This window comes from Streptomyces sp. NPDC056222, assembly GCF_042264065.1.
Lineage (GTDB): Bacteria > Actinomycetota > Actinomycetes > Streptomycetales > Streptomycetaceae > Streptomyces.
In genome coordinates this window covers 1-26033 of record NZ_JBHJTL010000106.1, presented here as the reverse complement: position 1 = coordinate 26033, position 26033 = coordinate 1, and the positions used below count along the sequence as shown (strand labels likewise).

The 26033-nt window shown below is 70.4% G+C and carries 23 protein-coding genes; 3 read left to right on the top strand and 20 right to left on the bottom strand.

The genetic code is table 11. From position 1 onward, the window contains the following. Positions 1-176: 176 nt before the first annotated feature. The 14 genes from nusB to ACFC0D_RS32845 all read right to left on the bottom strand — a co-directional run bounded on the left by nusB (position 177) and on the right by ACFC0D_RS32845 (position 13458). On the bottom strand, positions 177-608 hold the full coding sequence (nusB, locus tag ACFC0D_RS32910) for a transcription antitermination factor NusB (RefSeq protein ID WP_376444042.1): 432 nt from the start codon (positions 606-608) through the stop codon (positions 177-179). A gap of 2 nt (positions 609-610) precedes the next feature. Then, entirely contained in the window at positions 611-1177 is a 567-nt protein-coding gene (gene efp / locus ACFC0D_RS32905; protein WP_318108096.1) for an elongation factor P, read from the bottom strand. Positions 1178-1226: 49 nt separating this feature from the next. Next, positions 1227-2333 (bottom strand): aminopeptidase P family protein, encoded by a 1107-nt coding sequence (locus tag ACFC0D_RS32900; RefSeq protein ID WP_376444038.1) that lies wholly within the window; start codon positions 2331-2333, stop codon positions 1227-1229. A 78-nt stretch (positions 2334-2411) separates the two neighbouring features. Then, positions 2412-3281 carry an AAA family ATPase gene (locus tag ACFC0D_RS32895; protein WP_376444035.1) on the bottom strand — a complete coding sequence of 290 codons (870 nt, stop codon included), beginning with the start codon at positions 3279-3281 and terminating at the stop codon, positions 2412-2414. Positions 3282-3410: 129 nt separating this feature from the next. Beyond that, positions 3411-3857, bottom strand: a complete 447-nt coding sequence (locus tag ACFC0D_RS32890; RefSeq protein ID WP_362371473.1) for a type II 3-dehydroquinate dehydratase — start codon at positions 3855-3857, stop codon at positions 3411-3413. After that, positions 3854-4948 carry a 3-dehydroquinate synthase gene (gene aroB, locus ACFC0D_RS32885; RefSeq protein WP_376444030.1) on the bottom strand — a complete coding sequence of 365 codons (1095 nt, stop codon included), beginning with the start codon at positions 4946-4948 and terminating at the stop codon, positions 3854-3856. Before aroB ends, ACFC0D_RS32890 begins: the two co-directional genes overlap by 4 nt. After that, positions 4945-5430 (bottom strand): shikimate kinase, encoded by a 486-nt coding sequence (locus tag ACFC0D_RS32880; protein WP_376444046.1) that lies wholly within the window; start codon positions 5428-5430, stop codon positions 4945-4947. Before ACFC0D_RS32880 ends, aroB begins: the two co-directional genes overlap by 4 nt. A 29-nt stretch (positions 5431-5459) precedes the next feature. Next, positions 5460-6644 (bottom strand): chorismate synthase, encoded by a 1185-nt coding sequence (gene aroC, locus ACFC0D_RS32875; RefSeq protein WP_376444027.1) that lies wholly within the window; start codon positions 6642-6644, stop codon positions 5460-5462. A 176-nt stretch (positions 6645-6820) separates the two neighbouring features. After that, entirely contained in the window at positions 6821-7651 is an 831-nt protein-coding gene (locus ACFC0D_RS32870; protein WP_376444025.1) for a shikimate dehydrogenase, read from the bottom strand. Next, entirely contained in the window at positions 7651-9432 is a 1782-nt protein-coding gene (gene mltG / locus ACFC0D_RS32865; protein WP_376444022.1) for an endolytic transglycosylase MltG, read from the bottom strand. The genes ACFC0D_RS32870 and mltG overlap by 1 nt, the downstream gene beginning before the upstream one ends. A 101-nt stretch (positions 9433-9533) precedes the next feature. Continuing rightward, positions 9534-9998: a Holliday junction resolvase RuvX gene (ruvX, locus tag ACFC0D_RS32860; protein ID WP_329125795.1), complete on the bottom strand. Its 465-nt coding sequence runs from the start codon at positions 9996-9998 to the stop codon at positions 9534-9536. Positions 9999-10000: 2 nt separating this feature from the next. Further along, positions 10001-12670, bottom strand: coding sequence for an alanine--tRNA ligase (gene alaS, locus ACFC0D_RS32855; protein WP_376444019.1), 2670 nt, complete (start codon positions 12668-12670; stop codon positions 10001-10003). Continuing rightward, complete coding sequence (locus ACFC0D_RS32850) at positions 12670-13020, bottom strand: DUF6167 family protein (protein ID WP_376444017.1); 351 nt, start codon at positions 13018-13020, stop codon at positions 12670-12672. The genes alaS and ACFC0D_RS32850 overlap by 1 nt, the downstream gene beginning before the upstream one ends. Positions 13021-13026: 6 nt before the next feature. Further along, positions 13027-13458: a DUF948 domain-containing protein gene (locus ACFC0D_RS32845; RefSeq protein WP_376444014.1), complete on the bottom strand. Its 432-nt coding sequence runs from the start codon at positions 13456-13458 to the stop codon at positions 13027-13029. 171 nt (positions 13459-13629) lie between these two features. Between ACFC0D_RS32845 and ACFC0D_RS32840 the strand changes: the two genes are divergently transcribed. After that, positions 13630-15762, top strand: coding sequence for an AAA family ATPase (locus ACFC0D_RS32840; RefSeq protein ID WP_376444012.1), 2133 nt, complete (start codon positions 13630-13632; stop codon positions 15760-15762). A gap of 53 nt (positions 15763-15815) precedes the next feature. On the opposite strand, the gene rpsD is transcribed toward ACFC0D_RS32840, so the two are convergent. The 5 genes from rpsD to ACFC0D_RS32815 all read right to left on the bottom strand — a co-directional run bounded on the left by rpsD (position 15816) and on the right by ACFC0D_RS32815 (position 20935). Continuing rightward, positions 15816-16430, bottom strand: coding sequence for a 30S ribosomal protein S4 (gene rpsD / locus ACFC0D_RS32835; RefSeq protein ID WP_376444009.1), 615 nt, complete (start codon positions 16428-16430; stop codon positions 15816-15818). 355 nt (positions 16431-16785) lie between these two features. Further along, positions 16786-18138, bottom strand: a complete 1353-nt coding sequence (locus tag ACFC0D_RS32830) for a replication-associated recombination protein A (RefSeq protein WP_376444007.1) — start codon at positions 18136-18138, stop codon at positions 16786-16788. 44 nt (positions 18139-18182) lie between these two features. Then, positions 18183-18794 (bottom strand): vitamin K epoxide reductase family protein, encoded by a 612-nt coding sequence (locus tag ACFC0D_RS32825; protein WP_376444004.1) that lies wholly within the window; start codon positions 18792-18794, stop codon positions 18183-18185. Positions 18795-18945: 151 nt separating this feature from the next. After that, complete coding sequence (gene hisS / locus ACFC0D_RS32820) at positions 18946-20208, bottom strand: histidine--tRNA ligase (RefSeq protein WP_376444002.1); 1263 nt, start codon at positions 20206-20208, stop codon at positions 18946-18948. Between the two features lie 10 nt (positions 20209-20218). After that, on the bottom strand, positions 20219-20935 hold the full coding sequence (locus ACFC0D_RS32815; RefSeq protein WP_376444000.1) for an MBL fold metallo-hydrolase: 717 nt from the start codon (positions 20933-20935) through the stop codon (positions 20219-20221). Positions 20936-21088: 153 nt separating this feature from the next. On the opposite strand from ACFC0D_RS32815, the gene ACFC0D_RS32810 reads away from it, so the two are divergent. Further along, positions 21089-21874, top strand: a complete 786-nt coding sequence (locus ACFC0D_RS32810) for a peptidylprolyl isomerase (RefSeq protein WP_376443997.1) — start codon at positions 21089-21091, stop codon at positions 21872-21874. Positions 21875-22061: 187 nt separating this feature from the next. Then, complete coding sequence (locus ACFC0D_RS32805; protein ID WP_376443995.1) at positions 22062-23291, top strand: DUF349 domain-containing protein; 1230 nt, start codon at positions 22062-22064, stop codon at positions 23289-23291. A 73-nt stretch (positions 23292-23364) separates the two neighbouring features. Here the strand turns inward: ACFC0D_RS32805 and ACFC0D_RS32800 are convergent, their stop codons facing one another. Then, entirely contained in the window at positions 23365-25839 is a 2475-nt protein-coding gene (locus ACFC0D_RS32800; protein WP_376443992.1) for a RelA/SpoT family protein, read from the bottom strand. Positions 25840-26033 lie beyond the last annotated feature (194 nt).

Here is a 26033-nt window from a genome sequence, read left to right as displayed (position 1 = left end):
GGCCTGAGGGCCCTCCCCCGCCCCGGCGGTTTCTCTGTGTCCGGAGAGACCCTGTGAGGCCCGGAGAGACCCAGGGGAAGCCCCGGAGAGGCCCGGAGAAACGCCTGGAGACACGCCGAAGGGGCCCGCAGCACGATGTGTGCTGCGGGCCCCTTCGACTGCCGGGGACCGCCGGTTCAGGCGTCCCGGCGAAGGCGCGGCTTCAGGTCCTTGAAGCGGGCCAGAAGGCCGTTGACGAACGTCGGGGACTCGTCGGTGGAGAACTCCTTGGCGAGCTGCACCGCCTCGTCGATCGCCACGGCGTCCGGCGTCTCGTCGGCCCAGATCAGCTCGTACGCGCCGAGGCGCACGATGTTCCGGTCGGCGACCGGCATCCGGTCCAGGTCCCAGTCCACCGCGTAGGTGGCGATGAGCTCGTCGATCCGGTTCGCGTGGTCCGCGTACCCCTCGACCAGCTGCATCGTGAACTCGTTGACCGGCGGCTGACGGTCGTCGGACCGTGCGTGCCGTACCCAGTCCGCGAGGACCTGCTGCACGGACGCACCGCGCTGGTCGGCCTCGAAGAGGATCTGGAAGGCGCGCTTACGGGCCTTGCTGCGGGCAGCCACGGTTAGCTGTTCACCCGGCCGAGGTAGTCGCTGCTGCGGGTGTCGACCTTGATCTTCTCACCGGTGGTGATGAAGAGCGGGACCTGGATCTCGTGGCCGGTCTCCAGCGTGGCCGGCTTGGTGCCGCCGGTGGACCGGTCGCCCTGGACGCCCGGGTCGGTGTGCTGGATGGTCAGCTCGACGGCGGCGGGGAGCTCGACGTAGAGCACCGAGCCCTCGTGCTGCGCGACCGAGGCGGTGAAGCCCTCGATCAGGAAGTTGGCGGCGTCGCCGACGGCCTTGCGGTCGACGTGCAGCTGGTCGTAGGTCTGCATGTCCATGAAGACGAAGTAGTCGCCGTCCATGTACGAGAACTGCATGTCGCGGCGGTCGATGGTGGCCGTCTCGACCTTCACGCCGGCGTTGAAGGTCTTGTCGACCACCTTGCCGGAGAGCACGTTCTTGAGCTTGGTGCGCACGAAGGCCGGGCCCTTGCCGGGCTTGACGTGCTGGAACTCGACGACGGACCAGAGCTGGTCCCCGTCGAGCTTGAGCACCATGCCGTTCTTGAGGTCGTTCGTGGAAGCCACGGTTGCGGAATCTCCTGGACTGACGCGGGACCAGGGAGGCGTACGCGCCCTACAGCGCGAGCAGCTCCTTGGTCGTAATGGTGAGTAGCTCGGGTCCGCCGTCCGCCTCCTGGCGCACGACGAGCGTGTCATCGATCCGGACCCCGCCCCGGCCCGGGAGGTGGACCCCCGGTTCGACGGTGACCGGCACACAAGCGTCCAGTTTACCCATGGCCGAGGGTGCGAGCTGCGGGTCCTCGTCGATTTCCAGACCGACACCGTGCCCGGTGAGGGACGGAACGGCCTCTCCGTGGCCCGCGGCGTCCAGGATCTGGCGGGCCGCGCGGTCCACGTCCCGGTACTCGGCGCCGGGTGCCAGGGACTCCCGGCCCGCCCGCTGAGCGGCGAAGACGAGGTCGTACAGCTCGATCTGCCAGTCGGCGGGGGTCGTCCCGATGACGAACGTACGGCCGATCTCGCAGCGGTAGCCGCGGTAGTTGGCGCCGAGGCAGACGGAGAGGAAATCTCCTTCCTCGACCCGGCGGTCGGAGGGCCGATGGCCGCCACGGCCGGAGTTCGGGCCGGTGGCCACAGAGGTCGGGAAGGCGGCGCCGTCCGCGCCGTGGTCGACGAGCCGGCGTTCCAGCTCCAGGGCGAGATGCCGCTCGGTCCGCCCGACCAGGATGGATTCCAGCAGCTCGCCCAGGGCCTGGTCGGCGATCTCGGCCGCGATCCGCAGACAGGCGATCTCGTCCTCGTCCTTGACGATCCTCAGCTGCTCCACGGCTCCGCCGAGGTCTGCGAGCTGGAGCTGCGGCGCGACCGAGCCCATGGCCCGGTGGCGGGCCACGGTCAGATGGTGCTCCTCGACGGCGAGGGCGTCCGCGCCCGCCTTGCGGGCGAAGTCGACGGCCGCGACGGCCGGATCACCGCCGGCCGCGGGCAGCACGGCCTGTCGCAGCAGCTCGTCGAGCCGCCCGTCGGCCGGATCGCCGCCGGGCGTGGTGGGGCAGAGCAGTACGTCCTCGTCCGGGCCGATCAGCAGCACGGCACCGAGGGGCGAACCGCCCGCGAGATAGCGGACGTTGGCGGGGCGGGAGACCAGGGCCGCCGGGGCGCCGGCCGCCGCGCACCGGTCGCGCAGCCGCACCCGGCGGTCCGCATACACCTCTGACATGTTCCGAGCCTACGAGGGGCGGGCCGCCCCGGCCTGCTCAGCGCGGCCGACCGGGCCATCGGCCGCCGCACCGGGCCGTCACCAGGCGGGCGGGCTCGCTATGGACCGGGCCAGGACCTCGTCGAGGACACGGGCGGTGGTCTCGACGTCGTACTTGGAGTTGTCGATGATCGGCAGGCCGGAGCCGTACCAGCCGGCCATCCGCCCGTGGATGGAGGCGACCTCCTCGTCCGACAGGCGCCGGTTGCCGCTGCGCTCGGCGTTGCGCTCCAGGACGATCTCCAGGCCCGGCAGGAGGACGACCGGAAGCAGTCCGGGGCCGACGTGCCGCTTCCAGCCGCCGAGGCCGACGACGGGACGGTCGGGGAAGACGGCGTCGTCGAGGATGCACGAGATGCCGTTGGCGAGGAAGTTGCGGGCGGCGAAGCCGCAGGTGCGACGGGCGAGGCGGTACTGGGCCTCGGAGTGCTCGTTCCAGCCGGACTGGGGGTCGGCGAAGCCGGAGCAGACCCACTCGCGGACGTCGTCGAGGCTGATGTGCGCGGTGGGCACACGGCGGCGGGCGGCCCAGTGACGGGCGACGGTCGTCTTGCCGGCACCCGCGGGGCCGATCAGGAGCACGGCGAGGGTCGCCGTGCCGGTGCCGGGCTCGGCGGGGTGCGGCGCGGGTATGGCGACGGGCGGCAGCTGGACGTGCCCGGTGGTGTCGCGCGGTGCCGGGGCCGGCTGTGCGGGATGCGGCGGCACACCGCCGGCCGTCCAGCCGGGGGCGGGCGGCGCGGCGGGGTGGGGCGCCGCGGCGGGGTGGGGCGCCTGTGGTGGGCCGGGGGGAACGGGGTGGGGGTGCGGTGCCTGGTGTCCGCCCTGCGCCATCGGCGGTCGCCCGGCGCCCTGCGCCCATCCCGAGGATTCGGGCGGTGGCAACGGAGCCCCCACTGCGTGCTGCATCCGGTGCCACTCCGTCTCGTACGGCCGATACTTCCAGGAACGTTACCGCCCCCGGCCCCCACAGGGGGAACGGCCGGGGGCGGTACGAAGTGCCCTGCGAGGCGAGTTCGCCTCCGGGGCCGCTCGCTGTCAGTCGGTCAGTTCCTCCGCCAGCGCCCGCAGGGCGAGCCGGTAGGAGCCGATCCCGAATCCGGCGACGGTCCCGGTCGCCACCGCGGCGACGACCGAGGTGTGCCGGAATTCCTCGCGGGTGTACGGGTTCGAGATGTGCACCTCGATCAGCGGCGCCGTCCGCTGGGCGGCCGCGTCGCGCATCCCGTACGAGTAGTGCGTGAACGCACCCGGGTTGAGAACGACCGGAATCGATCCGTCCGCGGCCTCGTGCAGCCAGCGGATCATCTCGCCCTCGTCGTTGGTCTCCCGCACGTCGACGTCGAAGCCGAGCTCCGTCCCGAGGGCCCGGCAGGACTCCACCAGGCCCTTGTACGACGTGGCGCCGTAGATGTCGGGCTCGCGGGAGCCGAGCCGGCCGAGGTTCGGGCCGTTCAGCACGAGGACGGGACGGACGTCGCTCACGCGGACACCTCGCCGTAGGCCGCGATCAGCACGGCCGGGTCCGGGCCTTCGAGCACGGTCGGCTTGCCGAGCCCGTCGAGGACGATGAAGCGCAGCAGGTCGCCGCGGGACTTCTTGTCGACCTTCATGGTCTCCAGAAGCTTGGGCCACTGGTCGCCGCGGTAGGTGAGCGGCAGTCCGACCGACTCCAGGACAGTGCGGTGGCGGTCGGCAGTGGCGTCGTCGAGCCGGCCGGCGAGTCGGCCGAGTTCGGCGGCGAAGACCATGCCGACGGAGACGGCCGCGCCGTGCCGCCACTTGTACCGCTCGTTCTTCTCGATCGCGTGGGCGAGCGTGTGACCGTAGTTGAGGATCTCGCGCAGCCCCGACTCCTTGAGGTCGCCCGAGACGACCTCGGCCTTGACCTTGATCGAGCGGACGATCAGCTCGGCGGTGTGCGGTCCGGCCGGCGTACGGGCCGCCTGCGGGTCCGCCTCCACCAGATCGAGGATCACCGGGTCGGCGATGAAACCGGCCTTGATGATCTCCGCCATGCCGCTGACGTAGTCGTTGACCGGCAGCGAGTCCAGCGCGGCCAGGTCGCACAGGACACCGGCGGGCGGGTGGAAGGCGCCGACGAGGTTCTTGCCCTCGGCGGTGTTGATGCCGGTCTTGCCGCCGACGGCCGCGTCGACCATGCCGAGGACGGTGGTCGGTACGGCGATCCAGCGCACGCCGCGCAGCCAGGTGGCCGCCACGAAGCCGGCCAGGTCGGTCGTCGAACCGCCGCCGACACCGACGATGACATCGGTGCGGGTGAAGCCGGTCTGGCCGAGCGCCTTCCAGCAGTACTGCGCGACCTCGGCGGTCTTGGCCTCCTCGGCGTTGGGCACCTGGATGGCGACGGCCTCGAAGCCCTGGTCGGCGAGGTCGGCCCGCAGGGCCTCGCCCGTCTCTGCCAGCGCCTCGGGGTGGATCACGGCGACGCGCTTGGCCTTCTGCCCGATCAGGGCGGGCAGCTCACCGAGCAGCTGCCGCCCGACCAGCACCTCGTACGGATCCGTGCCCGCCGAACCGCCGACCTGGATTCGGGTCACTTCCTGGTCCGTCATACGTCCTTCTTCAGCTCCAGTGCGTCGAGGACCGCGTCCGCGACCTCTTCGGGGGTGCGGTCGTCGGTGGCGACGACGACCCGGGCGACTTCGGTGTAGAGGTGGCGGCGTGCCTCCATCAGCTCGCGCCACTGGCGGCGCGGGTTGACGGCGAGCAGCGGCCGCGCGGTGTTGAGCCCGACACGGCGTACGGCCTCCTCGACGTCCATCGAGAGATAGGCGACCGGCAGTCCGGTGAGGAGTGCGCGGGTGCCGGCGTCGAGGACCGCGCCGCCGCCCAGCGCGAGGACGCCCTCGTGCTCGGCGACCGCGGTCCGTACGGCGTCACGCTCCAGCGCGCGGAAGTGCTCCTCGCCGTCCTCGATGAAGATGTCCGAGATCTCACGGCCCTGTGCGGCGACGATGTCGGCGTCGGTGTCCCGGTAGGGCGCGCCGAGCAGCTCGGCGACGAGCGCGCCCACCGTGGACTTGCCGGACCCCATGGGCCCGACCAGGACGACCAGGGGTCCGGTCACCGGATCTGGAGGTTGTCGAGGTACGACCGGACGTTGCGGCGGGTCTCCGGAACGCTGTCGCCGCCGAACTTCTCCACGACGGCGTCCGCGAGGACGAGCGCGACCATGGCTTCGGCGACGATGCCGGCGGCGGGGACGGCGCAGACGTCGGAGCGCTGGTGGTGGGCCTGGGCGGCCTCGCCGGTGGCGACATCGACGGTGGCGAGCGCGCGCGGGACGGTCGCGATCGGCTTCATCGCGGCGCGGACGCGGAGCAGCTCACCGGTGGTCAGGCCGCCCTCGGTACCGCCGGAGCGGCCGGTGGTGCGCTTGATGCCGTCGTCGGTCCGCACGATCTCGTCGTGCGCCTTCGAGCCGGGCACACGGGCGAGCTCGAAGCCGTCGCCGACCTCGACGCCCTTGATGGCCTGGATGCCCATGAGCGCGGCGGCGAGCCGTGCGTCGAGGCGGCGGTCCCAGTGGACGTGGGAGCCGAGGCCGACGGGCACGCCGTACGCCAGGACCTCGACGACGCCGCCGAGGGTGTCGCCGTCCTTGTGGGCCTGGTCGATCTCCGCGACCATCGCCTTCGACGCGTCCGCGTCGAGGCAGCGCACGGGGTCGGCGTCGAGCTTCTCGACGTCGGCGGGGGTCGGGTAGACGCCGTACGGGGCCTTGGCGGCCGCCAGCTCCACGACGTGGGAGACGATCTCGATGCCCGCGGCCTCCTTGATGAAGGACCGGGCGACGGCTCCGAGGGCGACGCGGGCGGCGGTCTCACGGGCGCTGGCGCGCTCCAGGATCGGCCGGGCCTCGTCGAAGCCGTACTTCTGCATACCGGCGAGATCGGCGTGCCCGGGGCGGGGCCGGGTCAGGGGCGCGTTGCGGCCCGTCTCCTTGAGTTCGGCGGGGTCGACCGGGTCGGCCGCCATGACCTTCTCCCACTTGGGCCACTCGGTGTTGCCGACCATCACGGCGATCGGCGAGCCGAGGGAGAGCCCGTGGCGGACACCACCCAGGAAGGTGATCTCGTCCTGCTCGAACTTCATGCGCGCGCCGCGCCCATAGCCGAGGCGCCGCCGCGCGAGGTGGTCCGCCACGAGCTCCGTGGTGACCGGGACGCCGGCGGGAAGGCCCTCCAGCGTCGCGACCAGCGCGGGTCCGTGGGACTCTCCGGCGGTCAGCCAGCGCAACCTGCTCAACGATGCTCCTCATGCTCGCGCCCAGAACTGCTTGGCGCGACCAGGTGCGCGGCCCTGGCCCGCCGTCATCGATCCTCCCACGTTCGGCGACCGATCCCGGTTCAGGTCCAGTTATCGGACGATGCACGGGGCGAATATGTCAGCTGGCGGGGTCGGGCACGCCGTCACGCCATGGGCTACGCGTTTGACGCGAGGGCCTCGGTGCCCGCCTGCCGCATCGCCTCGAGCGGCGCCGGGGCGCGGCCGGTCATCTGTTCGACCTGGAGGACGGCCTGGTGGACCAGAAGGTCCAGGCCGCCGAGGACCGTGCCGCCCCGCGCGGACCAGGCCGCGGCGAGCGGGGTCGGCCAGGGGTGGTAGAGCACGTCGAAGAGGGTGCCCGGAGCGCCGGAGACCTCGGGTGCCAGGGAGTCCGTCGTCCCGGCGGGGGTGGTCGCGATCACGAGCGGGGACGCGAACGCCTCCGCCGCGCTCCCCCAGTCCGCGGTACGGACGTCCACACCGAGCCGCTCGCCCCAGCCGCGCATCTCGTCGGCCCGCGCCTCGCTCCGTACGTACGCGGTGACGGGGCCCGCGCAGATGCGCGCCAGCGCGGCGAGCGCCGAGGAGGCGGTGGCGCCGGCGCCGAGGACGGCGGCGGACTCCACCTTCTCGACACCCCGCTCACGCAGGGCGGCGACCAGGCCGGGAATGTCGGTGTTGTCGCCGACGCGACGGCCGTCCTCCGTGAGGACGACCGTGTTCACGGCCTCCACCGAGGCGGCCGTGTCGCTGATCTCGTCGAGCAGCGGGATGATCGCCCGCTTCAGCGGCATCGTCAGCGACAGACCGGCCCAGGAGTCGTCCAGCCCGGCGACGAACTCGGGCAGCCCGGCCTCGTCGACCTCGAACCGGTCGTACGACCAGGTGTCGAGGCCGAGCGCGGCGTACGCCGCCCGGTGCAGGACCGGGGAGAGCGAGTGGGCGATGGGCGAGCCGAGGACGGCGGCGCGGCGCATCGACGACATCAGTTCTTCCTCGACTTGTTGAACTCGTTGACGAGTTTCTGGTGGTCGGCGTTCGTCTTGGTGAACTTGGACGTCTTGCCGTCGAGCGAGATGAAGTAGTACCAGCCCTCGTTCGTCGGGTTCACCACGCCCTTCAGCGCCTCGTTGCCCGGGTTTCCGATCGGACCGGGCGGCAGGCCCTTGTAGTAGTACGTGTTGTAGACGTTGTCGTACTTCCGCAGCTCTTCGAGCGAGAGGTCGATCTTGCTCTGGTTCTTGATGTAGTTGTACGTCGAGTCGAACTCGAGCTTGCCGTAGGTCTGCGGGTTGCTGGGCTTGAGCCGGTTGTAGACGACCTCGGCCATCTTGCGGAAGTCGTCGTGCGAGGTGCCCTCCGCCTGGACGAGGCTCGCGATGGAGACGAGCTCCCACGGGCTGTCCACCCCGAGCTGCTTCGCCTTGGCCTCCAGGTCGTACTTCGCGAACTCCGCGTTGGAGCGGGAGACCATCTTGCGCAGCACGTCCTCGGGCTTGTTGCCCTTGGCCACCGGGTAGCTCGCCGGGAAGAGGAAGCCCTCCAGCGGGTCCTTCACGCCCTTGCGGTTCTTCGCCCAGTCCGGGAGGCCCAGGTCGTTGGCCTTCGCCTTGGCTTCGCCCTGCGTCGTGCCGGGCTTGAGCTCGAGCTTCTTGTCGATCTGCTCGTAGACCCAGACGTTCCGCCGGCCCTCGGGGATCACGAAGTTCGCCTGGCTCGCCGGGTCGAGCATCAGCGTGACGGCGCTCTCCGCCGACATCTCCTTCTTCAGCGTGTAGACGCCCGCCTGGATCGAGAGGCCCTTGGGGTTCTTCCCCTGCGCGGCGACGAAGGCGTCCACGCTCTTGACGACGCCCGCCTTCTTGAGGATGTTGCCGATCTGGTAGCCGCCGGAGTCCTTGGGGATCTCGACCTGGACCTCGCCGCTGCCGTCGCCCGCGTAGTCGGGCGCCGCGCCGAACTGACCCTGCCAGAACTGATAGCCGAAATAGCCGATGCCGCCGACGCCGCCCGCGAGGACGAGGGCGACGACCAGGCACGCGATGCCGTTCTTGCCCTTCTTGCTCTTCTGGCCCTTGCCGCCACGCCGGTCGCGACCACCGCGCGACGAGCCGTCGTCGGAGGGGTCGTCGTCGTAGTCGTCATCGGCGCCGTCGTCGCCGGTGAAGAAGGGGTGCCGCTCCTCCTCCTCGGGCTCCGCGTCCCAGTCGACCACCGGCTCGGGCGGACCCTGCCGCCGGCTCGGGGGCTGCGGCGGCGGGTATGCCTCGGGAGTGTTGTAGAGATCGGGGTTCTGGCCGCCGTACGGATCGGCGGGAGTCGCGCCGTACGGCATCGCCGCCTGACCCGTCTCCCAGCCCGTGTCGTACTGCTGTGCGGGGTACCCGGGCGTGTCGTAACCCTGCCCGGGATACCCCTGCTGCCCGCCGTAGGACTGATTACCGTACTGCGGATCGCTGTACTGCTGAGGCTGTTGACCCTGCTGGTGCTGACCCTGCTGAGGCTGCTGCTGGTACTGCGGGTCGTACCCCTGCTGCCCGCCCTGACCGTACGGGTCCTGAGCGTACGAGCCCTGGCCGTACTGTCCCTGGGCGTACTGGTCCTGACCGAGCTGTCCCTGGCCGTACTGATCCTGGCCATACTGGTCCTGGCCGTACTGCGCCTGCTGCGGGTACGGCTGCTGCTGGCCTCCCCATCCCTGGTCCCCGTACAACGGGTCCGCGGGATGCCACGGTTCGGAGCTGGAGCCCCGGCCATACTCAGTCATCGATCCCCAAACAGCCGCGAGGCTTCCGGACGAACCGCCTCTACGTTGTGCGGTAGCTGTTCGAACACCACCGCATCGCGCGGAACGTTACCGTATCGCGATCAGATGACCACTTCGACGCCCTCGCCGGGCGGATTACCTGATACCCGTTCGGACTCAAGAGCATTCTGAAGGATGATCACAGCGGCGGCCTGATCGATGACGGACCTGCCCTTCTTCGACTTCACCCCCGAGGCCCGCAGGCCCTGTGTGGCCGTCACCGTCGTCATCCGCTCGTCGACCAGGCGGACCGGGATCGGCGCGATGCCCTTCGCCATCTCCTGCGCGAAGGCGCGGACCTTGGTGGCCGCCGGGCCCTCCCGCCCGCTGAGCGAGCGGGGCAGGCCCACGACGACCTCGATCGGTTCGTACTCCTCGACGATCTGCCTCAGCCGCCGGTGGGCGGCCGGGACGTCACGTCCCGGCACGGTCTCCACCGGAGTGGCGAGGACCCCGTCGGGGTCGCACGAGGCGACCCCGATCCGGGCGTCCCCGACGTCGATCGCGAGTCGACGGCCGCGACGCATCGTCACGCCGTCTCCACCACGAGGCGCTCGACGGCGTCGATGGCGTCGCCGACGGCCTCGGGGTTCTGACCGCCGCCCTGGGCGACGTCCGGCTTGCCGCCACCGCCGCCACCAAGGGTCTTGGCGGCCGTACGGACGAGCTCACCGGCCTTGAGACCACGCTCGCGGGCGGCCTCGTTGGTGGCGATGACCGTCAGCGGGCGACCGTTGGCCGTGGTGAAGAGAGCCACGACCGCCGGGCGGTCCGAGGAGATGCGACCGCGGACGTCGAGGACCAGCTTGCGCAGGTCGTCGGCGGAGGTGCCGTCGGCGACCTGACCGGTGACGAGCGCGACGCCCCGGATGTCCTTGGCGCCCTCGACGAGACCGGCGGCGGCCTGCAGCACCTTCTCGGCGCGGAACTTCTCGATCTCCTTCTCGGCGTCCTTCAGCTTGCCGAGCATGGAGGAGATCTTCTCCGGAAGCTCCTCGGGGCGGCCCTTGACCAGCTCCTGGAGCTGGGCGACGACCGTGTGCTCACGGGCGAGGAAGTTGTACGCGTCGACACCGACGAGGGCCTCGACCCGGCGCACACCACTGCCGATCGACGACTCGCCGAGCAGCTTGACCAGGCCCAGCGCGGCGGTGTTCTTGACGTGCGTACCGCCGCACAGCTCCTTGGAGAAGTCGCCGATGGTGACGACGCGGACCTTCTCGCCGTACTTCTCGCCGAACTCGGCGATGGCGCCCTGGCGCTTGGCCTCGTCGATCGGCATGACCTCGGCGTGCACGTCGAGCTCGCGGGCGAGGACCTCGTTGATCTTCTGCTCGACGTCCATGAGGACCGTGCCGGGGACGGCGTTCGGCGAGCCGAAGTCGAAGCGGAAGCGGCCGGGCGAGTTCTCCGAACCGGCCTGGGCGGCCGTCGGGCCGAGGGCGTCACGCAGGGCCTGGTGCGTCAGGTGCGTGGCGGAGTGGGCGCGGGCGATGGCCCGGCGGCGGCGGATGTCGATGGCGGCGTAGGCGGTGGAGCCGACCGTCACCTCGCCGACCTGGACGGAGCCCTTGTGCACGGAGACGCCGGGGACCGGCTGCTGGACGTCGCGGACCTCGATGACGGCGCCGCTGTGCAGCTTGATGCGGCCCTGGTCGGCGAGCTGGCCGCCGCCCTCGGCGTAGAACGGGGTGCGGTCGAGGACGACCTCGACCTCGTCGCCCTCGGAGGCGGCCGGCGACGGAACGCCGTTGACCAGCAGACCGACGACCGTGGTCTCGCCCTCGGTGTTGGTGTAGCCGGTGAACTCGGTGGCGCCGTTGCCGTCCGCGATCTCGCGGTAGGCGGCGACGTCGGCGTGCCCGGTCTTCTTGGCCTTGGCGTCGGCCTTGGCCTTGTCCCGCTGCTCCTGCATGAGGCGGCGGAAGCCGGCCTCGTCCACGGAGAGCCCCTGCTCGGCGGCGATCTCCAGGGTGAGGTCGATCGGGAAGCCCCAGGTGTCGTGGAGCAGGAACGCCTTGTCGCCCGGGAGGACCGTGCTGCCGGCGGCCTTGGTCTCGGTGACGGCGCCGTCGAGGACGTTCGAGCCGGCGTTGAGCGTCTTGAGGAAGCGGGCCTCCTCGGCGAGCGCGACGGTCTCGATGCGCTTGCGGTCGCTGATCAGCTCGGGGTACTGCTCGCCCATCGTGTCGATGACCACGTCGACGAGATCCTGGACGACCACGCCCGTGGCGCCGAGCAGGCGCATGTTGCGGATGGCGCGGCGCATGATGCGGCGCAGCACGTATCCACGGCCCTCGTTGCCGGGGGTGACACCGTCGCCGATGAGCATCACGGACGTGCGCATGTGGTCGGCCACGACACGGAGCGAGACGTCGCTCTCGTGGGCCTTGCCGTAGGCGACGCCGGTGAGCTCGGTGGCCTTGTCGATGACGACCTGGAGGGTGTCGGTCTCGTACATGTTCTGTACGCCCTGCAGGATCATCGCCAGGCGCTCGAGACCGAGGCCGGTGTCGATGTTCTTCGACGGCAGGTCGCCGAGGATCTCGAAGTCCTCCTTCGAGGTGCCCTCGCCGCGCTCGTACTGCATGAAGACCAGGTTCCAGATCTCCACGTACCGCTCGTCGTTGACGGCCGGGCCACCCTCGACACCGAACTCGGGGCCGCGGTCGTAGTTGATCTCGGAGCACGGTCCGCAGGGGCCGGGGACGCCCATCGACCAGTAGTTGTCCTTCTTGCCGAGGCGCTGGATGCGCTCGGCCGGGACGCCGACGACGTCACGCCAGATCTGCTCGGCCTCGTCGTCCTCCTGGTAGACGGTGATCCAGAGCTTCTCCGGCTCGAGCCCGTAGCCGCCGTGCTCCACCGAGGTGGTCAGCAGCTCCCAGGCGAGCTTGATGGCGCCTTCCTTGAAGTAGTCGCCGAAGGAGAAGTTGCCGCACATCTGGAAGAACGTGCCGTGGCGGGTGGTCTTGCCGACCTCTTCGATGTCGGGCGTACGCACACACTTCTGCACGCTGGAGGCGCGCGAGAACGGCGGCTTCACCTCGCCGAGGAAGTACGGCTTGAACGGAACCATGCCCGCGGGGACCAGAAGCAGAGTCGGGTCGTCCGCGATGAGCGACGCCGAAGGGACGACGGTGTGCCCGCGCTCCTCGAAGAAGCTCAGCCAGCGGCGGCGGATTTCAGCCGACTCCATCAGTGGTCCTCATTCCGGTTGTACGAGATCGTTCGGTACGAATGCGTGGTGGTGTTCGGGGTGGCATCGAGCGATGCCCTGCGGCGCGGACCCGGGAGCTCACGCTCCGCCGGTGCGTCCACCGGTGCCTCCAGGCCGAGGGCCTCGCCCAGTTCGGCCTCGCGCTGGACCATGCCCGACCTGACGTCGAGGGCGAAGTCCTTGAGGCGGTGGCCGGTCTCGATCGCCTTGTTCGCCGCCTGCGCGGCGAGGCTCTCCGGGGTCAGCTGCTTGAGCTTCCGGTTGACCTTGGTGGTGGCCCAGACGCCGGCTGCGGCCCCTGCGGTGAACCAGAACGTACGGCGGAACATCGCGCGTCAGCCCTTCTGCTTCCGGCGTCGCGCGGCCGGCACGGTGCGACCGACGACGACGGTACGTCGCGAGGGCGCCGGCGGCGCCTCGTCACGGCCGCGGCCGAGTGCCTTGCGCACCCCGTAGCCGAAGGCCGCGACCTTGACGAGCGGGCCGCCGAAGGTGGAGGCGACGGTGGAGGAGAGCGCGGAGGCGTTGGAGGTGACCTCCTGGACGTCCGAGGCGATCGCGTCGACCCGGTCGAGCTGGGTCTGCGCCGACCGCACGGTGGCGGAGGCGTCGCTGAGCAGCGGCACGGCCTGCTCGGTCACGTCCGCCACCAGCTTGGTGGTCGCCTTGAGCGTCTGCGCCAGCCTCACCAGCACCACGGCGAGGAAGGAGACGAGAATCGCCCAGAACACGGCCACCAGAATCCCGGCAACCTCTCCACCGGTCACTCCGCACCGCTCTCTGCTTGTCGTTGGCCCCTTGCCAAAAGTCGTCCTCCGACCCTATCGCGCCCGGGGTCTTCCCCCGTACCGCATTAGGGGTCGTATCGCGGCTCCGGGGAGGGGACTCACCCGATCCGATTGTACGGAGTGCGTGCGGATGGGTACGCTCCGTGTCCCATGCGAAGGAGCAACCTCCCGGCGGAGCTGAACCGGTTCATCGGACGAGCCGAGGAACGGGCCGAACTGGCCCGGCTTCTGGGGGAGTTCCGGCTGGTCACGATCGTCGGGGTGGGCGGTGTCGGCAAGACCCGGCTGGGTCTGGGAGTCGCCTCGGCCACGCAGAAACGCTACGTCGACGGGGTATGGCTCGCGGATCTCTCGGTGCTGCGCGACCCGGATCTGGTGGCCCTGGCCCTGGCCGAGGCGCTGGACCTGACCGACCACACCCTGCGTACCCCGCGCGAGATCCTGACCGAGCATCTCGCGGAGCGCCGACTGCTGCTGGTCCTCGACGGCTTCGAGCACCTGGTGGCGGAGTGCGCACCGCTTGTACGGGAGTTGCTGCGGCACTCCCCCGGCCTGACCGTGCTGGCGATGGGCCGCCGTCCGCTGCGGGTGGACGGCGAGGCGGTCTTCACGCTGGCGCCCATGGACGAGGCGGACGGTGTGAGCCTCTTCGAGGAACGGGCGCGCACTGCCGGGGCGCCCGGTGGGCCGGACGACCGGGACCCCTCCGCGGTGCACGAGCTGTGCCGACGGCTCGACGGAATTCCGCTGGCCCTGGAGCTGGCGGCCGCCCGGATGCCGCTGCTCACGGTCGAGCAGGTGCTGCACCGGCTCGACGACAGGTTCCGGCTGCTGACGGACGGGGCACGCGGCGGGCTGCCGCGCCATCAGACGCTTCGGACGGCGATCGGCTGGAGTCACGAACTGTGCACCCCGGAGGAGCGGCTGTTGTGGGCGCGCCTCTCGGTCTTCGCCGGGCCGTTCGACCTCGAGGCGGCCGAGTACGTCTGCGGCGGCCCGGACCTGCCGGCGGACGAGGTGCTCGAGGTGCTCGGTGGCCTGCTCGCCCAGTCGCTGGTGGCGCGGGAGGACACCGCCGCGGGTCCGCGCTACCGGATTCTGGACACCGTGTCCGCGTACGGCGCGGAGTGGCTGGCGGCGCTGGGCGACACGGAGCGGATGCGCCGGCGGCACCGCGACTGGTACATGGGTCTGGCCACCTGGTGCGAGCTGGAGTGGTTCAGCCCGCGCCAGGCCGAGGTCGCGGCCTGCACGGACGCGGCGCTGCCCAATCTGCGGGCGGCGATGGAGCTCTGTCTGGAGCAGCCGGACGAGGCGCATCTGGCGCAGCATCTCGCCGGGACGCTCTGGTTCTACTGGGCGGGGTGCGGGCGGCTCTCGGAGGGCAGGCACTGGCTGGACCGGGCGCTGGCGCTCGGCTCGGAGCACGAGGACGCCCGGCTGAAGGCGCTGTGGGTGCTCGGCTACGTGGCGATTCTGCAGGGGGACAGTACGGCTGCGGTCGCGGCGCTCCACGAGTGCGGCGAGCGCGCCCGCTCGGTGGGGAACCCGGTGGCGGAGGCGTACGCGACGCATCGGATGGGCTGCCTGGCGCTGCTGTCGGACGACATGCCCCGCGCGGAGGAGCTGATCGGCAGCGCGCTCGAGGCGTACCGGGAGCTCGGCGAGCTGAACAGCAATGTGCTGATGGGGCAGGTCGAGCTGGCGATGGCCCGGGTCTTCCAGGGGGATCTGGAGGGTGCGGTCGCGCTGTGCGCGGAGGTGCGGGAGATCTGCGAGGAGCGCGGCGAGCGTTGGACCAGGGCGTACGCGCTGTATGTGCTGGCGTACGCGGCATGGTGCGGGAGCGATCACGGCGAGGCGCGGAAGCTGCTCACCGAGTGCGTGACCATCAACCACACGTTCCACGATCTGGTGGGTCTGGTCCTGGGGATCGAGCTGCTCGCGCTGGTGACGGCGAGCGAGGGTGACCCGGCGGAGGCGGCGGTGCTGCAGGGTGCGGCGCTGCCGGTGTGGGACTCGGTGGGTCTGCAGCTGTTCGGCTCGGGCTATTTCAACGGAGCGCGGGTGCTGTGCGAGCGGCAGGCCGGCGAGGTGCTGGGCGCGGAGCGTTACGGGGCGTCGGTGCGGGAGGGCCGGCGGCTCTCCTTGGACGCGGCGGTGGACCGGGCGCTCAGCGACCGTCGAGATCCGGCCACCCGTATCGCCGGTCCGCGGGCGCCCCGGCCGTTCCGTACGAGCGGTGCCGGACAAGCGGAAGCCCGCCGGCTTCCCCACCGGTAAGGGCGGGGAAGCGGCGGGCTGAACACCGCGCGGGTGGTACTACGGCAGCTGAATCAGCGGGCGTAGTACTCGACGACCAGCTGCTCGTCGCAGATGACCGGGATTTCCTTGCGGTTCGGGTCGCGGTCGAGGCGGAAGGCCAGGGCCTTCAGGTTGACCTGCAGGTAGCGCGGGGTCTCACCGTCGGCGGCGAAGCCACCCTCACGGGCCACCAGGAACAGCGGCTTCTCCCGGGAGCGCTCGCGGACCATCACGACGTCGTCGGGACGGACACGGAACGACGGCTTGTCGACCTTGCCACCGTTGACCTGGATGTGACCGTGCACGACCATCTGGCGGGCCTGGTAGATGGTGCGGGCGATGCCCGAACGCAGGACCAGGGCGTCGAGGCGACGCTCGAGCTCGACGACCAGCGCCTCGCCCGTCTTGCCCTCGGCCTTCTTGGCGCGGTCGTACGCGCGGGCCATCTGACGCTCAGAGATGTCGTACTGGGCGCGCAGACGCTGCTTCTCGAGCAGACGGACCTTGTAGTCCGAGTTCTGCTTGCGGCCACGGCCGTGCTCGCCCGGCGGGTAGGGGCGGGCCTCGAAGTACTTGACGGCCTTCGGGGTCAGCGCGATGCCGAGGGCACGCGACTTCTTGACCTTGGGACGGGACTGGTTCGGCATGAACCAACCTCTCTATCTGTACGAATACGGCTTCACCAGGGTTAGAGGAGGTCGCATCCGCAGCCGGGGAAACCCTTGCGGTCCGTGAGGACCTGTCGGGCAGCCGCTCCCTGGTCTGGGCACATACGTGCAGCACGCGAACGGCCCATCGCCTGGTCCCGGAGATCCGGGGAGGTGATGGGTTGCCCGCGACACCTTCGAAGGTGCGCGACACTCCTGGAGATCCCGCCTGAGGCGGGCCTCCGGCTGCCTGTCCCGTTCTGGTGGCGCCGACCGAAGCCGGACACGGGACGCAGCACTCCGCATGAGTGTACCGGGTCGTCCGGGTGCCCGTGCACGCGCCCGGGTCCCGCCGTCAGCCGTCGCCCCGCAGCCTCTCCCGTACCTTCTCCACCACGTCCGCGTACCGCGCCTCCGCGCCGTAGCGGGTGGGTTCGTAGTAGCGCTTGCCGTGGACCTCGTCCGGTGCGTACTGCTGGGCCGCGATTCCGCCCGGGACGTCGTGCGGGTAGACGTACCCCTGGGCGTGGCCCAGCTTGGCCGCGCCCTTGTAGTGGCCGTCGCGCAGATGCGCGGGGACCGGGCCCGCCAGACCGTTCCGTACGTCCGCCTGGGCCGCGAAGATCGCGGTCGTCGCCGCGTTCGACTTCGGGGCCAGGGCCAGGGCGATCGTGGCGTGGCTCAGGGTCAGCGCCGCCTCGGGGAATCCGATCATGGCGACCGCCTGCGCGGCCGCGACCGCCGTCGGCAGCGCCGTCGGGTCGGCCAGCCCGATGTCCTCGCTCGCCGAGATCATCAGACGGCGGGCGATGAACCGGGGGTCCTCCCCCGCCTCGATCATCCGGGCCAGATAGTGCAGCGCCGCGTCCACGTCCGAGCCCCGGATGGACTTGATGAGCGCGCTGGCCACGTCGTAGTGCTGGTCGCCGTCCCGGTCGTACTTCACCGCCGCCCGGTCGACGGTCTCCTCGACCGTCTGGAGGGTGATCTCCGGCTCGCCCTTGGCGATGGCCGAGCCCGCGGCCGCCTCCAGCGCCGTCAGCGCGCGCCGGGCGTCGCCGCCGGCGATCCGCAGCAGATGCGCCTCGGCGTCCTCGGGCAGGGTGACGGCGCCGCCGAGCCCGCGGTCCTCGGTGAGGGCCCGCTTCAGCAGGTCGCGCAGATCGCCGTCGGTGAGCGGCTCGAGCGTGAGCAGCAGGGAGCGGGAGAGCAGCGGGGAGATGATCGAGAAGTACGGGTTCTCCGTCGTCGCCGCGATCAGCGTCACCCAGCGGTTCTCCACCGCCGGGAGGAGCGAGTCCTGCTGGGCCTTGGAGAAGCGGTGGATCTCGTCGAGGAAGAGGACGGTCTCCTTGCCGAAGCCGCCGGCGGCCCGCCGGGCCCCCTCGATGACGGCACGGACCTCCTTGACGCCCGCCGTGATCGCGGAGAGCTCCACGAAGCGCTTGTTGGTCGCCTTGGAGACGACGTACGCGAGGGTGGTCTTCCCGATGCCGGGCGGCCCCCACAGGATCACGGACGAGGCGCCCGCCGGGCCTCCGCTCCCCTCCCCCACCAGCCGCCGCAGGGGAGATCCCGGCTTGAGCAGATGCTGCTGGCCGAGGACTTCGTCCAGGGTGCGCGGACGCATCCGTACGGCCAGGGGGCTGGCGGACGGGTCCTTCTCCTGGCGTTCTTCGGCGGCTGCGGTAAAGAGGTCGGGCTCCACGTCATGAAGCCTAGGTCACGCCACCGACAGTCCCGCCCGGCCGGTCAGGAGGTCCAGAAGTCCCACCAGCGCGTCAGGATCAGCATCCCGATGATCCCGATGTGCAGGACGGGCAGCACCCAGGTGAACTCGTCGAAGAAGGTCCGCAGGCCTCGGGGGGCGGGAATCACACCGTTGCGGACGTTGTGCGAGGTCACGTACCAGAACATGACGATCGTGGCGGCCCAGGCCAGGCAGCACCAGAGGCAGAGCGCGTTGATCTCGTACAGCGACTGGTACATCAGCCAGGTGCAGAACCCGACGCCGAACAACGTGCCCGCGTTCAGCCCGAGCCAGTACCAGCGGCGGTAGCGGGCGCCCGCGAGGAGGGCGACACCGATCGCGATGACCATCGCGTAGGTGACGAGGCCCAGCATCGGGTTCGGGAAGCCGAAGACCGACGCCTGCTCGCTCTTCATGATGTTGCCGCAGGAGACGATCGGGTTGAGGCTGCAGCCCGGGGTGAAGTTCGGGTCCTCGAGGAGCTTGAACTTGTCGATCGTGATGACCCATGCGGCGAGCAGGCCCGCGGCTCCGGTGATCACCAGCAGCCAGGCCAAGGCGCGGCTCGCGCCGATCGTGCCGCGCGTCGCGTCGTCAACGGCTGCGTCTGTCATATCCCCGATCCATCACTCGCGGGCTTCTGGGCAGGGTCATTCTGCCGCACGAGGGAACCGTTCCACCGTTCGGTGGACATAAGGACGGCCGGGAACGCGGCGGGCCCGGGCCGCGAGAAGCGGTCCGGGCCCGTCGTCACGACAACTCGCTTCAGGCGGTCTTCGCCCGGAGGGTGTCGACCAGCTTGTCCAGGGCCACCGGCTCCTGCTCGCCGGACTCCATGTCCTTGAGCTGGACCACGCCCTCGGCCAGGTCGCGCTCGCCTGCGACGATGGCGTACCGGGCGCCCGAGCGGTTGGCGTCCTTCATCGCGCCCTTCAGGCCCTTCCCGCCGTACGAGAAGTCCGTCGCGACGCCCGCCCGGCGCAGCTCGGTGACCACGCCGAAGAGCACCCGGCGCGCCTCCTCGCCCATCGGGACCGCGAAGACGCTGGTCGAGGACGGGATGTCGAGCTCGATGCCCTCGGCCTCCAGGGCCAGCACGGTGCGGTCCACGCCGAGCGCCCAGCCGACCGACGGGAGCGCCGGGCCGCCGATCATCTCGGAGAGGCCGTCGTAGCGACCGCCGCCGCCGACCGCGGACTGCGAGCCCAGGCCGCCGTGGACGAACTCGAACGTCGTGCGGGTGTAGTAGTCCAGCCCGCGCACCAGCTTCACGTCGTCCTCGAAGGCCACACCGGCCGCCGTGAGCAGCTCGCGCACCTCGGCGTGGTACGCCTTGCACGCGTCGCACAGGTAGTCGGTCAGCACCGGAGCGCCGACCAGCTGCTTCTGGACGTCGGCCCGCTTGTCGTCGAGCACGCGCAGCGGGTTGATCTCGGCCCGGCGGAGCGTGTCCTCGTCGAGGTCGAGACCGCGCAGGAAGCCCTGGAGCGCCTCGCGGTAGACGGGACGGCACTCCTTGTCGCCGAGCGAGTTCAGCAGGATGCGGAAGTTCCGCAGGCCCAGCGAACGGTACGCCTGGTCGGCCAGGATGATCAGCTCGGCGTCGAGCGCCGGGTCCTCGGCGCCGATCGCCTCGGCGCCGACCTGGGAGAAGTGGCGGTAGCGGCCCGCCTGCTGGCGCTCGTAGCGGTAGTACGAGCCCGAGTACCAGAGCTTCACCGGCAGGTTGCCCTGCTTGTGCAGGTTGGCCTGGAGCGCCGCGCGCAGCACGGACGCGGTGCCCTCCGGACGCAGGGCCAGGTTGTCGTTGCCCTTCGTCGTGAGGGTGTACATCTCCTTGGTCACGATGTCCGTGGACTCGCCGACACCGCGCGAGAACAGCTCGACGTTCTCGAAACCGGGCGTCTCGATGTAGCCGTAGCCGGCGTTCTTCAGCGGCGTGGAGATCGCGTCCCGGACCGCCAGGAACGTGGCGGAGCGGGGCGGGATCAGGTCGTACGTGCCCTTGGGGGCCTGAAAGGTGCTCACGAAAGTCTCGTCACATTCCTCGTCGGGGAGCCTTCGCGCTGCCGCGTTCTCTGCGGCCGATGGCCGTGTCCCGCAAATACGGGTTGGTGGCGCGCTCCTGGCCGATGGTCGTCTGGGGACCGTGTCCCGACAGCACCACGGTCGAGTTGTCGAGCGGCAGGCACACGCGGGCCAGCGATTCGAGCATCTCGTCCATGTCACCGCCGGGCAGGTCGGTGCGTCCGATGGAGCCGGCGAAGAGCAGATCGCCGGAGAAGAACACGGAGGGGATCTCCGTGGTCTGCGGCATCTGGAAGGTCACCGACCCCTTGGTATGACCGGGCGCATGCGCGACGGAGAACTCCAGTCCGGCGAGGTCCAGCTTCGCGCCGTCGGTGAGCTCGTGCACGTCGTCCGGCTCGCCCACGGTCAGTTCGCCCATGAGCGGCATCCCGATGGAGCGGCCGAGGGCCTTCTCCGGGTCGCTCATCATGTACCGGTCGGAGGGGTGGATCCACGCGGGTACGTCATGGGCGCCACAGACCGGGACGACGGAGGCGACGTGGTCGATGTGGCCATGGGTGAGGACCACCGCGACGGGCTTGAGCCGATGCTTCTTGAGCGTCTCCTCGACTCCCTGGGCGGCCTGGTGGCCCGGGTCGATGATCACGCACTCCTCGCCTGCGGCGGGGGCGACCAGATAGCAGTTGGTCCCCCAGGCCCCGGCGGGGAACCCGGCAATCAGCACGATCGTCCTTAAATGTCGTCCGGCACAGAGGTGCGGCGGAGCGGAAGCGGCAGATCAGAGCCTACCGGCGCTGCGTATTCCACAGCCAACCCGTATACGGTACGGGCACACCCGGCCAGGGCAGGAACGCACGAGCGACAAGGAGCAGACCCGGTGGTCAGCAGCGATCAGCGGCGGCGGCAGCTCGCCAGGGAGAAGTACGTACGGCAGCAGCAGCGACGGCAGGAGGCGCGGCTGAAGACCAGGCGCCGTAACACCGTCATCGCAGCCTCGCTGGCCGTGGTCCTGGCCGCGGGTGGTGCCGTGTATGCCTCGGTGGCGCTGTCCGACGGTGGCAAGAAGGGCTCCGACGACGCCGCGAGCGACGCCCCGACCCCCACCGCGAGCGAGTCGACGACGCCCGAGCCGGCGATGACCGTCGACAAGAAGGCCACGTACACGATGGCCCTGAAGACCAACGAGGGCGACATCTCCATCGCCATGGACGCGGCGAAGACCCCGCGGACGGTGAACTCCTTCAAGCACCTGGCCGACAAGAAGTACTTCGACGGAACGAAGTGCCACCGGCTCACCACCGACGGCATCTTCGTCCTCCAGTGCGGCGACCCGAAGGGCGACGGCACCGGCGGGCCGGGCTACACCATCCCGGACGAGAACCTGGACTCCCTCGGCAAGGCCGGCGCGGACGGTTCGGTGACGTTCCCGGCCGGAACGGTGGCGATGGCCAACACCGGTCAGCCGGGCACGGGCGGCAGCCAGTTCTTCCTCGTCTACAAGGACACGAAGCTGCCCCCGAGCTACACGCCCTTCGGGAAGATCGACGCGGCGGGCCTGAAGGCGGTCCAGGAGGTCGCGAAGGCCGGGGTCGAGGGTGGCGCCAAGGACGGCGCGCCGAAGAAGCCCGTCACCATCGAGAAGGCCACGGTCGCCAAGAAGTGACGCACGGCGTGACCGTTGAATTTCGGTCGCGCTGAGTGCGGACAGCCGGGCGGCCGGTCGCCTAGATTGGCGTTGTGCAGCGCGGTCCTGTATCCGCGTTGTTGAGGGCGGGCGAGGCCCGCCGGGAAACTGTGGACGATGCCCAGGGGGCACAACCCCCTCAGCGGCATCATGTGGAGGAGGCGCTGTGAGCAGCGACCCGTGGGGCCGCGTCGACGAGACGGGCACCGTGTACGTGCGTACTGCCGAGGGCGAGAAGGTCGTCGGATCGTGGCAGGCCGGCACTCCCGAGGAGGCACTGGCCTACTTCGAGCGCAAGTACGAGGGCTTGGTTGTCGAGATCGGCCTCCTCGAGAAGAGGGTGAAGACCACCGACCTCTCGGCGAAGGACGCCACTGCCGCGATCGACCACATCCGGCAGCAGGTCGACGAGCATCACGCCGTGGGTGACCTCGCCGCGCTGACCACTCGTCTCGACAAGCTGGTCGAGACGGTGGAGTCGCGCCGCGAGGAGCGCAAGGTCCAGAAGGCCAAGCAGACCGACGAGGCGCGGGGCGCCAAGGAGGCTCTGGTCAAGGAGGCCGAGGAGCTGGCGCAGAGCGAGCAGTGGCGGGCCGCCGGTGAGCGGCTGCGCGCGCTCGTGGACACCTGGAAGGGCCTGCCTCGGCTCGACCGGAAGTCGGACGACGAGTTGTGGCACCGCTTCTCGCACGCCCGCTCGGCGTTCTCCAAGCGCCGCAAGGCGCACTTCGCCTCGTTGGACGCGCAGCGCGAGGAGGCCCGCAAGGCCAAGGAGAAGCTGGTCGCGGAGGCCGAGTCGCTCTCCAACTCCACTGACTGGGGTGGCACGGCCGCCCGCTACCGCGAGCTGATGGCGGAGTGGAAGGCGGTGGGCCGCGCCCAGCGCGAGCACGAGGACGACCTGTGGAACCGCTTCCGCGGCGCCCAGGACGTGTTCTTCGCGGCGCGCGGCGAGGTCTTCGCCGAGCGGGACGCGGAGCAGACCGAGAACCTCAAGCTGAAGGAGGAGCTCGCGGTCGAGGCCGAGAAGCTGGTGCCCGTGGGGGATCTGAAGGCGGCCCGTGCGGCCTTCCGTTCCATCAACGAGCGCTGGGAGGCCATCGGCCACGTGCCGCGCGACGCCCGCCCGAAGGTCGAGGGCCGGATGCACGCGGTGGAGCGGGCGCTGCAGGAGGCCGAGGAGTCGGAGTGGCGCCGGACCAACCCGGAGGCACGCGCGCGTGCCGCGGGTCTGACGGGCCAGCTGCAGGACGCGGTCGACAAGCTGCAGAAGCAGATCGACGCGGCCCGCGCGGCGGGCAACGACGCCAAGGCCGACAAGCTGGGCCGTGAGCTGGAGGGCCGCCAGGCGCTCCTGGACCAGGCGCTCAAGGGTCTGCAGGAGTTCGGCGGCTGACAGCGGTCGTACGGGAAGGGCCCCGGTACCTGTGACAGGTACCGGGGCCCTTCTCTCGTCTCGTGCGTCCGCGTTACGGCCTGCGGGCCGAGGTGACGCGGTAGACGTCGTAGACGCCCTCCACGCCGCGGACGGCCTTCAGGACATGCCCGAGGTGCTTCGGGTCGCCCATCTCGAAGGTGAAGCGCGAGGTGGCGACCCGGTCGCGGGAGGTCTGGACGGCCGCCGACAGGATGTTGACGTGCTGGTCCGACAGGACCCGGGTGACGTCCGACAGCAGCCTGGAGCGGTCGAGTGCCTCGACCTGGATGGCGACCAGGAACACCGAGGACTGGGTGGGCGCCCACTCGACCTCGAGGATGCGCTCGGGTTCGCGGGAGAGCGACTCGACGTTGACGCAGTCGCTGCGGTGAACCGATACGCCACTGCCGCGGGTGACGAAGCCGATGATCGGGTCGCCGGGTACGGGCGTACAGCATCGGGCCAGCTTGACCCAGACGTCCTCGACGCCCTTGACGACGACACCGGGGTCGGCGCTGGAGCGGCGCTTGGCGCGGCCGCGCGTGGGCGGGGCGGTCTCGACGAGGTCCTCGTTGGCCGCCTCTTCGCCGCCGAGGGCCTGCACCAGCTTCTGGACGATGGACTGGGCCGTGACATGGCCCTCGCCGATCGCCGCGTACAGCGAGGAGATGTCGCTGTAGCGCATCTCGTGGGCGAGCGTGACGAGCGAGTCGCCGGTCAGGATGCGCTGGATCGGCAGGTTCTGCTTGCGCATGGCCCGCGCGATGGCGTCCTTGCCCTGCTCGATCGCCTCCTCGCGGCGCTCCTTGGAGAACCACGCACGGATCTTGTTGCGGGCTCGCGGGGACTTGACGAAGCCCAGCCAGTCGCGGGACGGCCCGGCGCCGGCGGCCTTGGAGGTGAAGACCTCGACCAGGTCGCCGTTGTCGAGGGTCGACTCGAGCGGGACGAGCCGCCCGTTGACCCGGGCCCCTATGGTGCGGTGGCCGACCTCGGTGTGGACGGCGTAGGAGAAGTCGACGGGGGTGGCCCCGGCGGGCAGCGCTATGACGTCGCCCTTGGGGGTGAAGACGAAGACCTCGTTGCGCGACAGGTCGAAGCGGAGGGACTCCAGGAACTCGCCGGGGTCCTCGGTCTCCTTCTGCCAGTCGAGCAGCTGGCGCAGCCACGCCATGTCGTTGAGGTGGTCGTCCTTGCCGGCGCTCTTGGGCACGTCGGTCCGCACCTTGGAGGCCCCGGCGGAGGGATCCTGCTTGTACTTCCAGTGGGCGGCGATGCCGTACTCGGCCCGGCGGTGCATGTCGAAGGTGCGGATCTGCAGCTCGACGGGCTTGCCGTTGGGGCCGATGACCGTCGTGTGCAGCGACTGGTACATGTTGAACTTCGGCATCGCGATGTAGTCCTTGAACCGGCCGGGGACCGGGTTCCATCGCGCGTGGACGGTGCCGAGCGCCGCGTAGCAGTCGCGGACGGTGTCCACGAGGACGCGGATGCCGACCAGGTCGTAGATCTCCGCGAAGTCACGGCCGCGGACGATCATCTTCTGGTAGACGCTGTAGTAGTGCTTGGGCCGTCCGGTGACGGTGGCCTTGATGCGGGCGGCGCGCAGGTCGGACTGGACCTCGTCGGTCACTATGGCGAGGTACTCGTCGCGCTTGGGCGCGCGCTCGGCGACGAGCCGGACGATCTCGTCGTACATCTTGGGGTAGAGGATCGCGAAGGCGAGGTCCTCCAGCTCCCACTTGATGGTGTTCATGCCCAGGCGGTGGGCCAGGGGCGCGTAGATCTCGAGGGTCTCGCGGGCCTTCTTCTCCTGCTTCTCCCGCTTGAGATAGCGCATGGTGCGCATGTTGTGCAGCCGGTCGGCGAGCTTGATGACCAGAACGCGCGGGTCCTTGGCCATGGCGACGACCATCTTGCGGACGGTCTCGGCCTGCGCGGCCTCACCGAACTTGACCTTGTCGAGCTTGGTGACGCCGTCGACGAGCAGGGCGACCTGGTCGCCGAAGTCGCGGCGCAGCGTGTCCAGGCCGTACTCGGTGTCCTCGACGGTGTCGTGCAGCAGACCGGCCATGAGCGTGGCGGGGTCCATGCCGAGCTCGGCGAGGATGGTGGTGACGGCGAGCGGGTGCGTGATGTACGGGTCGCCGCTCTTGCGCTTCTGTCCGCGGTGCCAGCGCTCGGCGACCTGGTAGGCGCGCTCGACCTGGCGGAGCGTCGCGGTCTCGATCTTCGGGTCGTTGGAACGGACGATCCGAAGCAGCGGTTCGAGGACCGGGTTGTACGGGGAGGAGCGCTGGACGCCGAGGCGGGCGAGGCGGGCCCGTACACGGTTGGACGAGCCGCCACCTGAACGGGTCACGGGGGCGGGCGCCGGCTTGGGCGTGGAGGCCGGTGCCGGGGCGGGGGCCACGGGCGCGGGCCTGCTCTCCGCGGGCTTGTTCTTGGGCGTCGCGGGTTCCGCCGCGGCCTTCTCGGCCTGCGGGTCGGGCTGCGCGGCGGAGAGTGGCTGGGCCTCGTCTGGCAAGAGCGCTCCTTGGGGTCCCCCCGGACGAAGTCTGGGGGAGGTTCCGGGTCCCCCGGTCAGGCCCGGAAAGGCCATCGTATCGATCCGGCAGCCACCGTGCTCACGCGTGCGGGGGGTGAGACGGGCACCACGCGCCGGAACGGCCACGTTCCGGGACATACCGGGAGAACGGCGGGGGCGCCCCGGGGATTCCC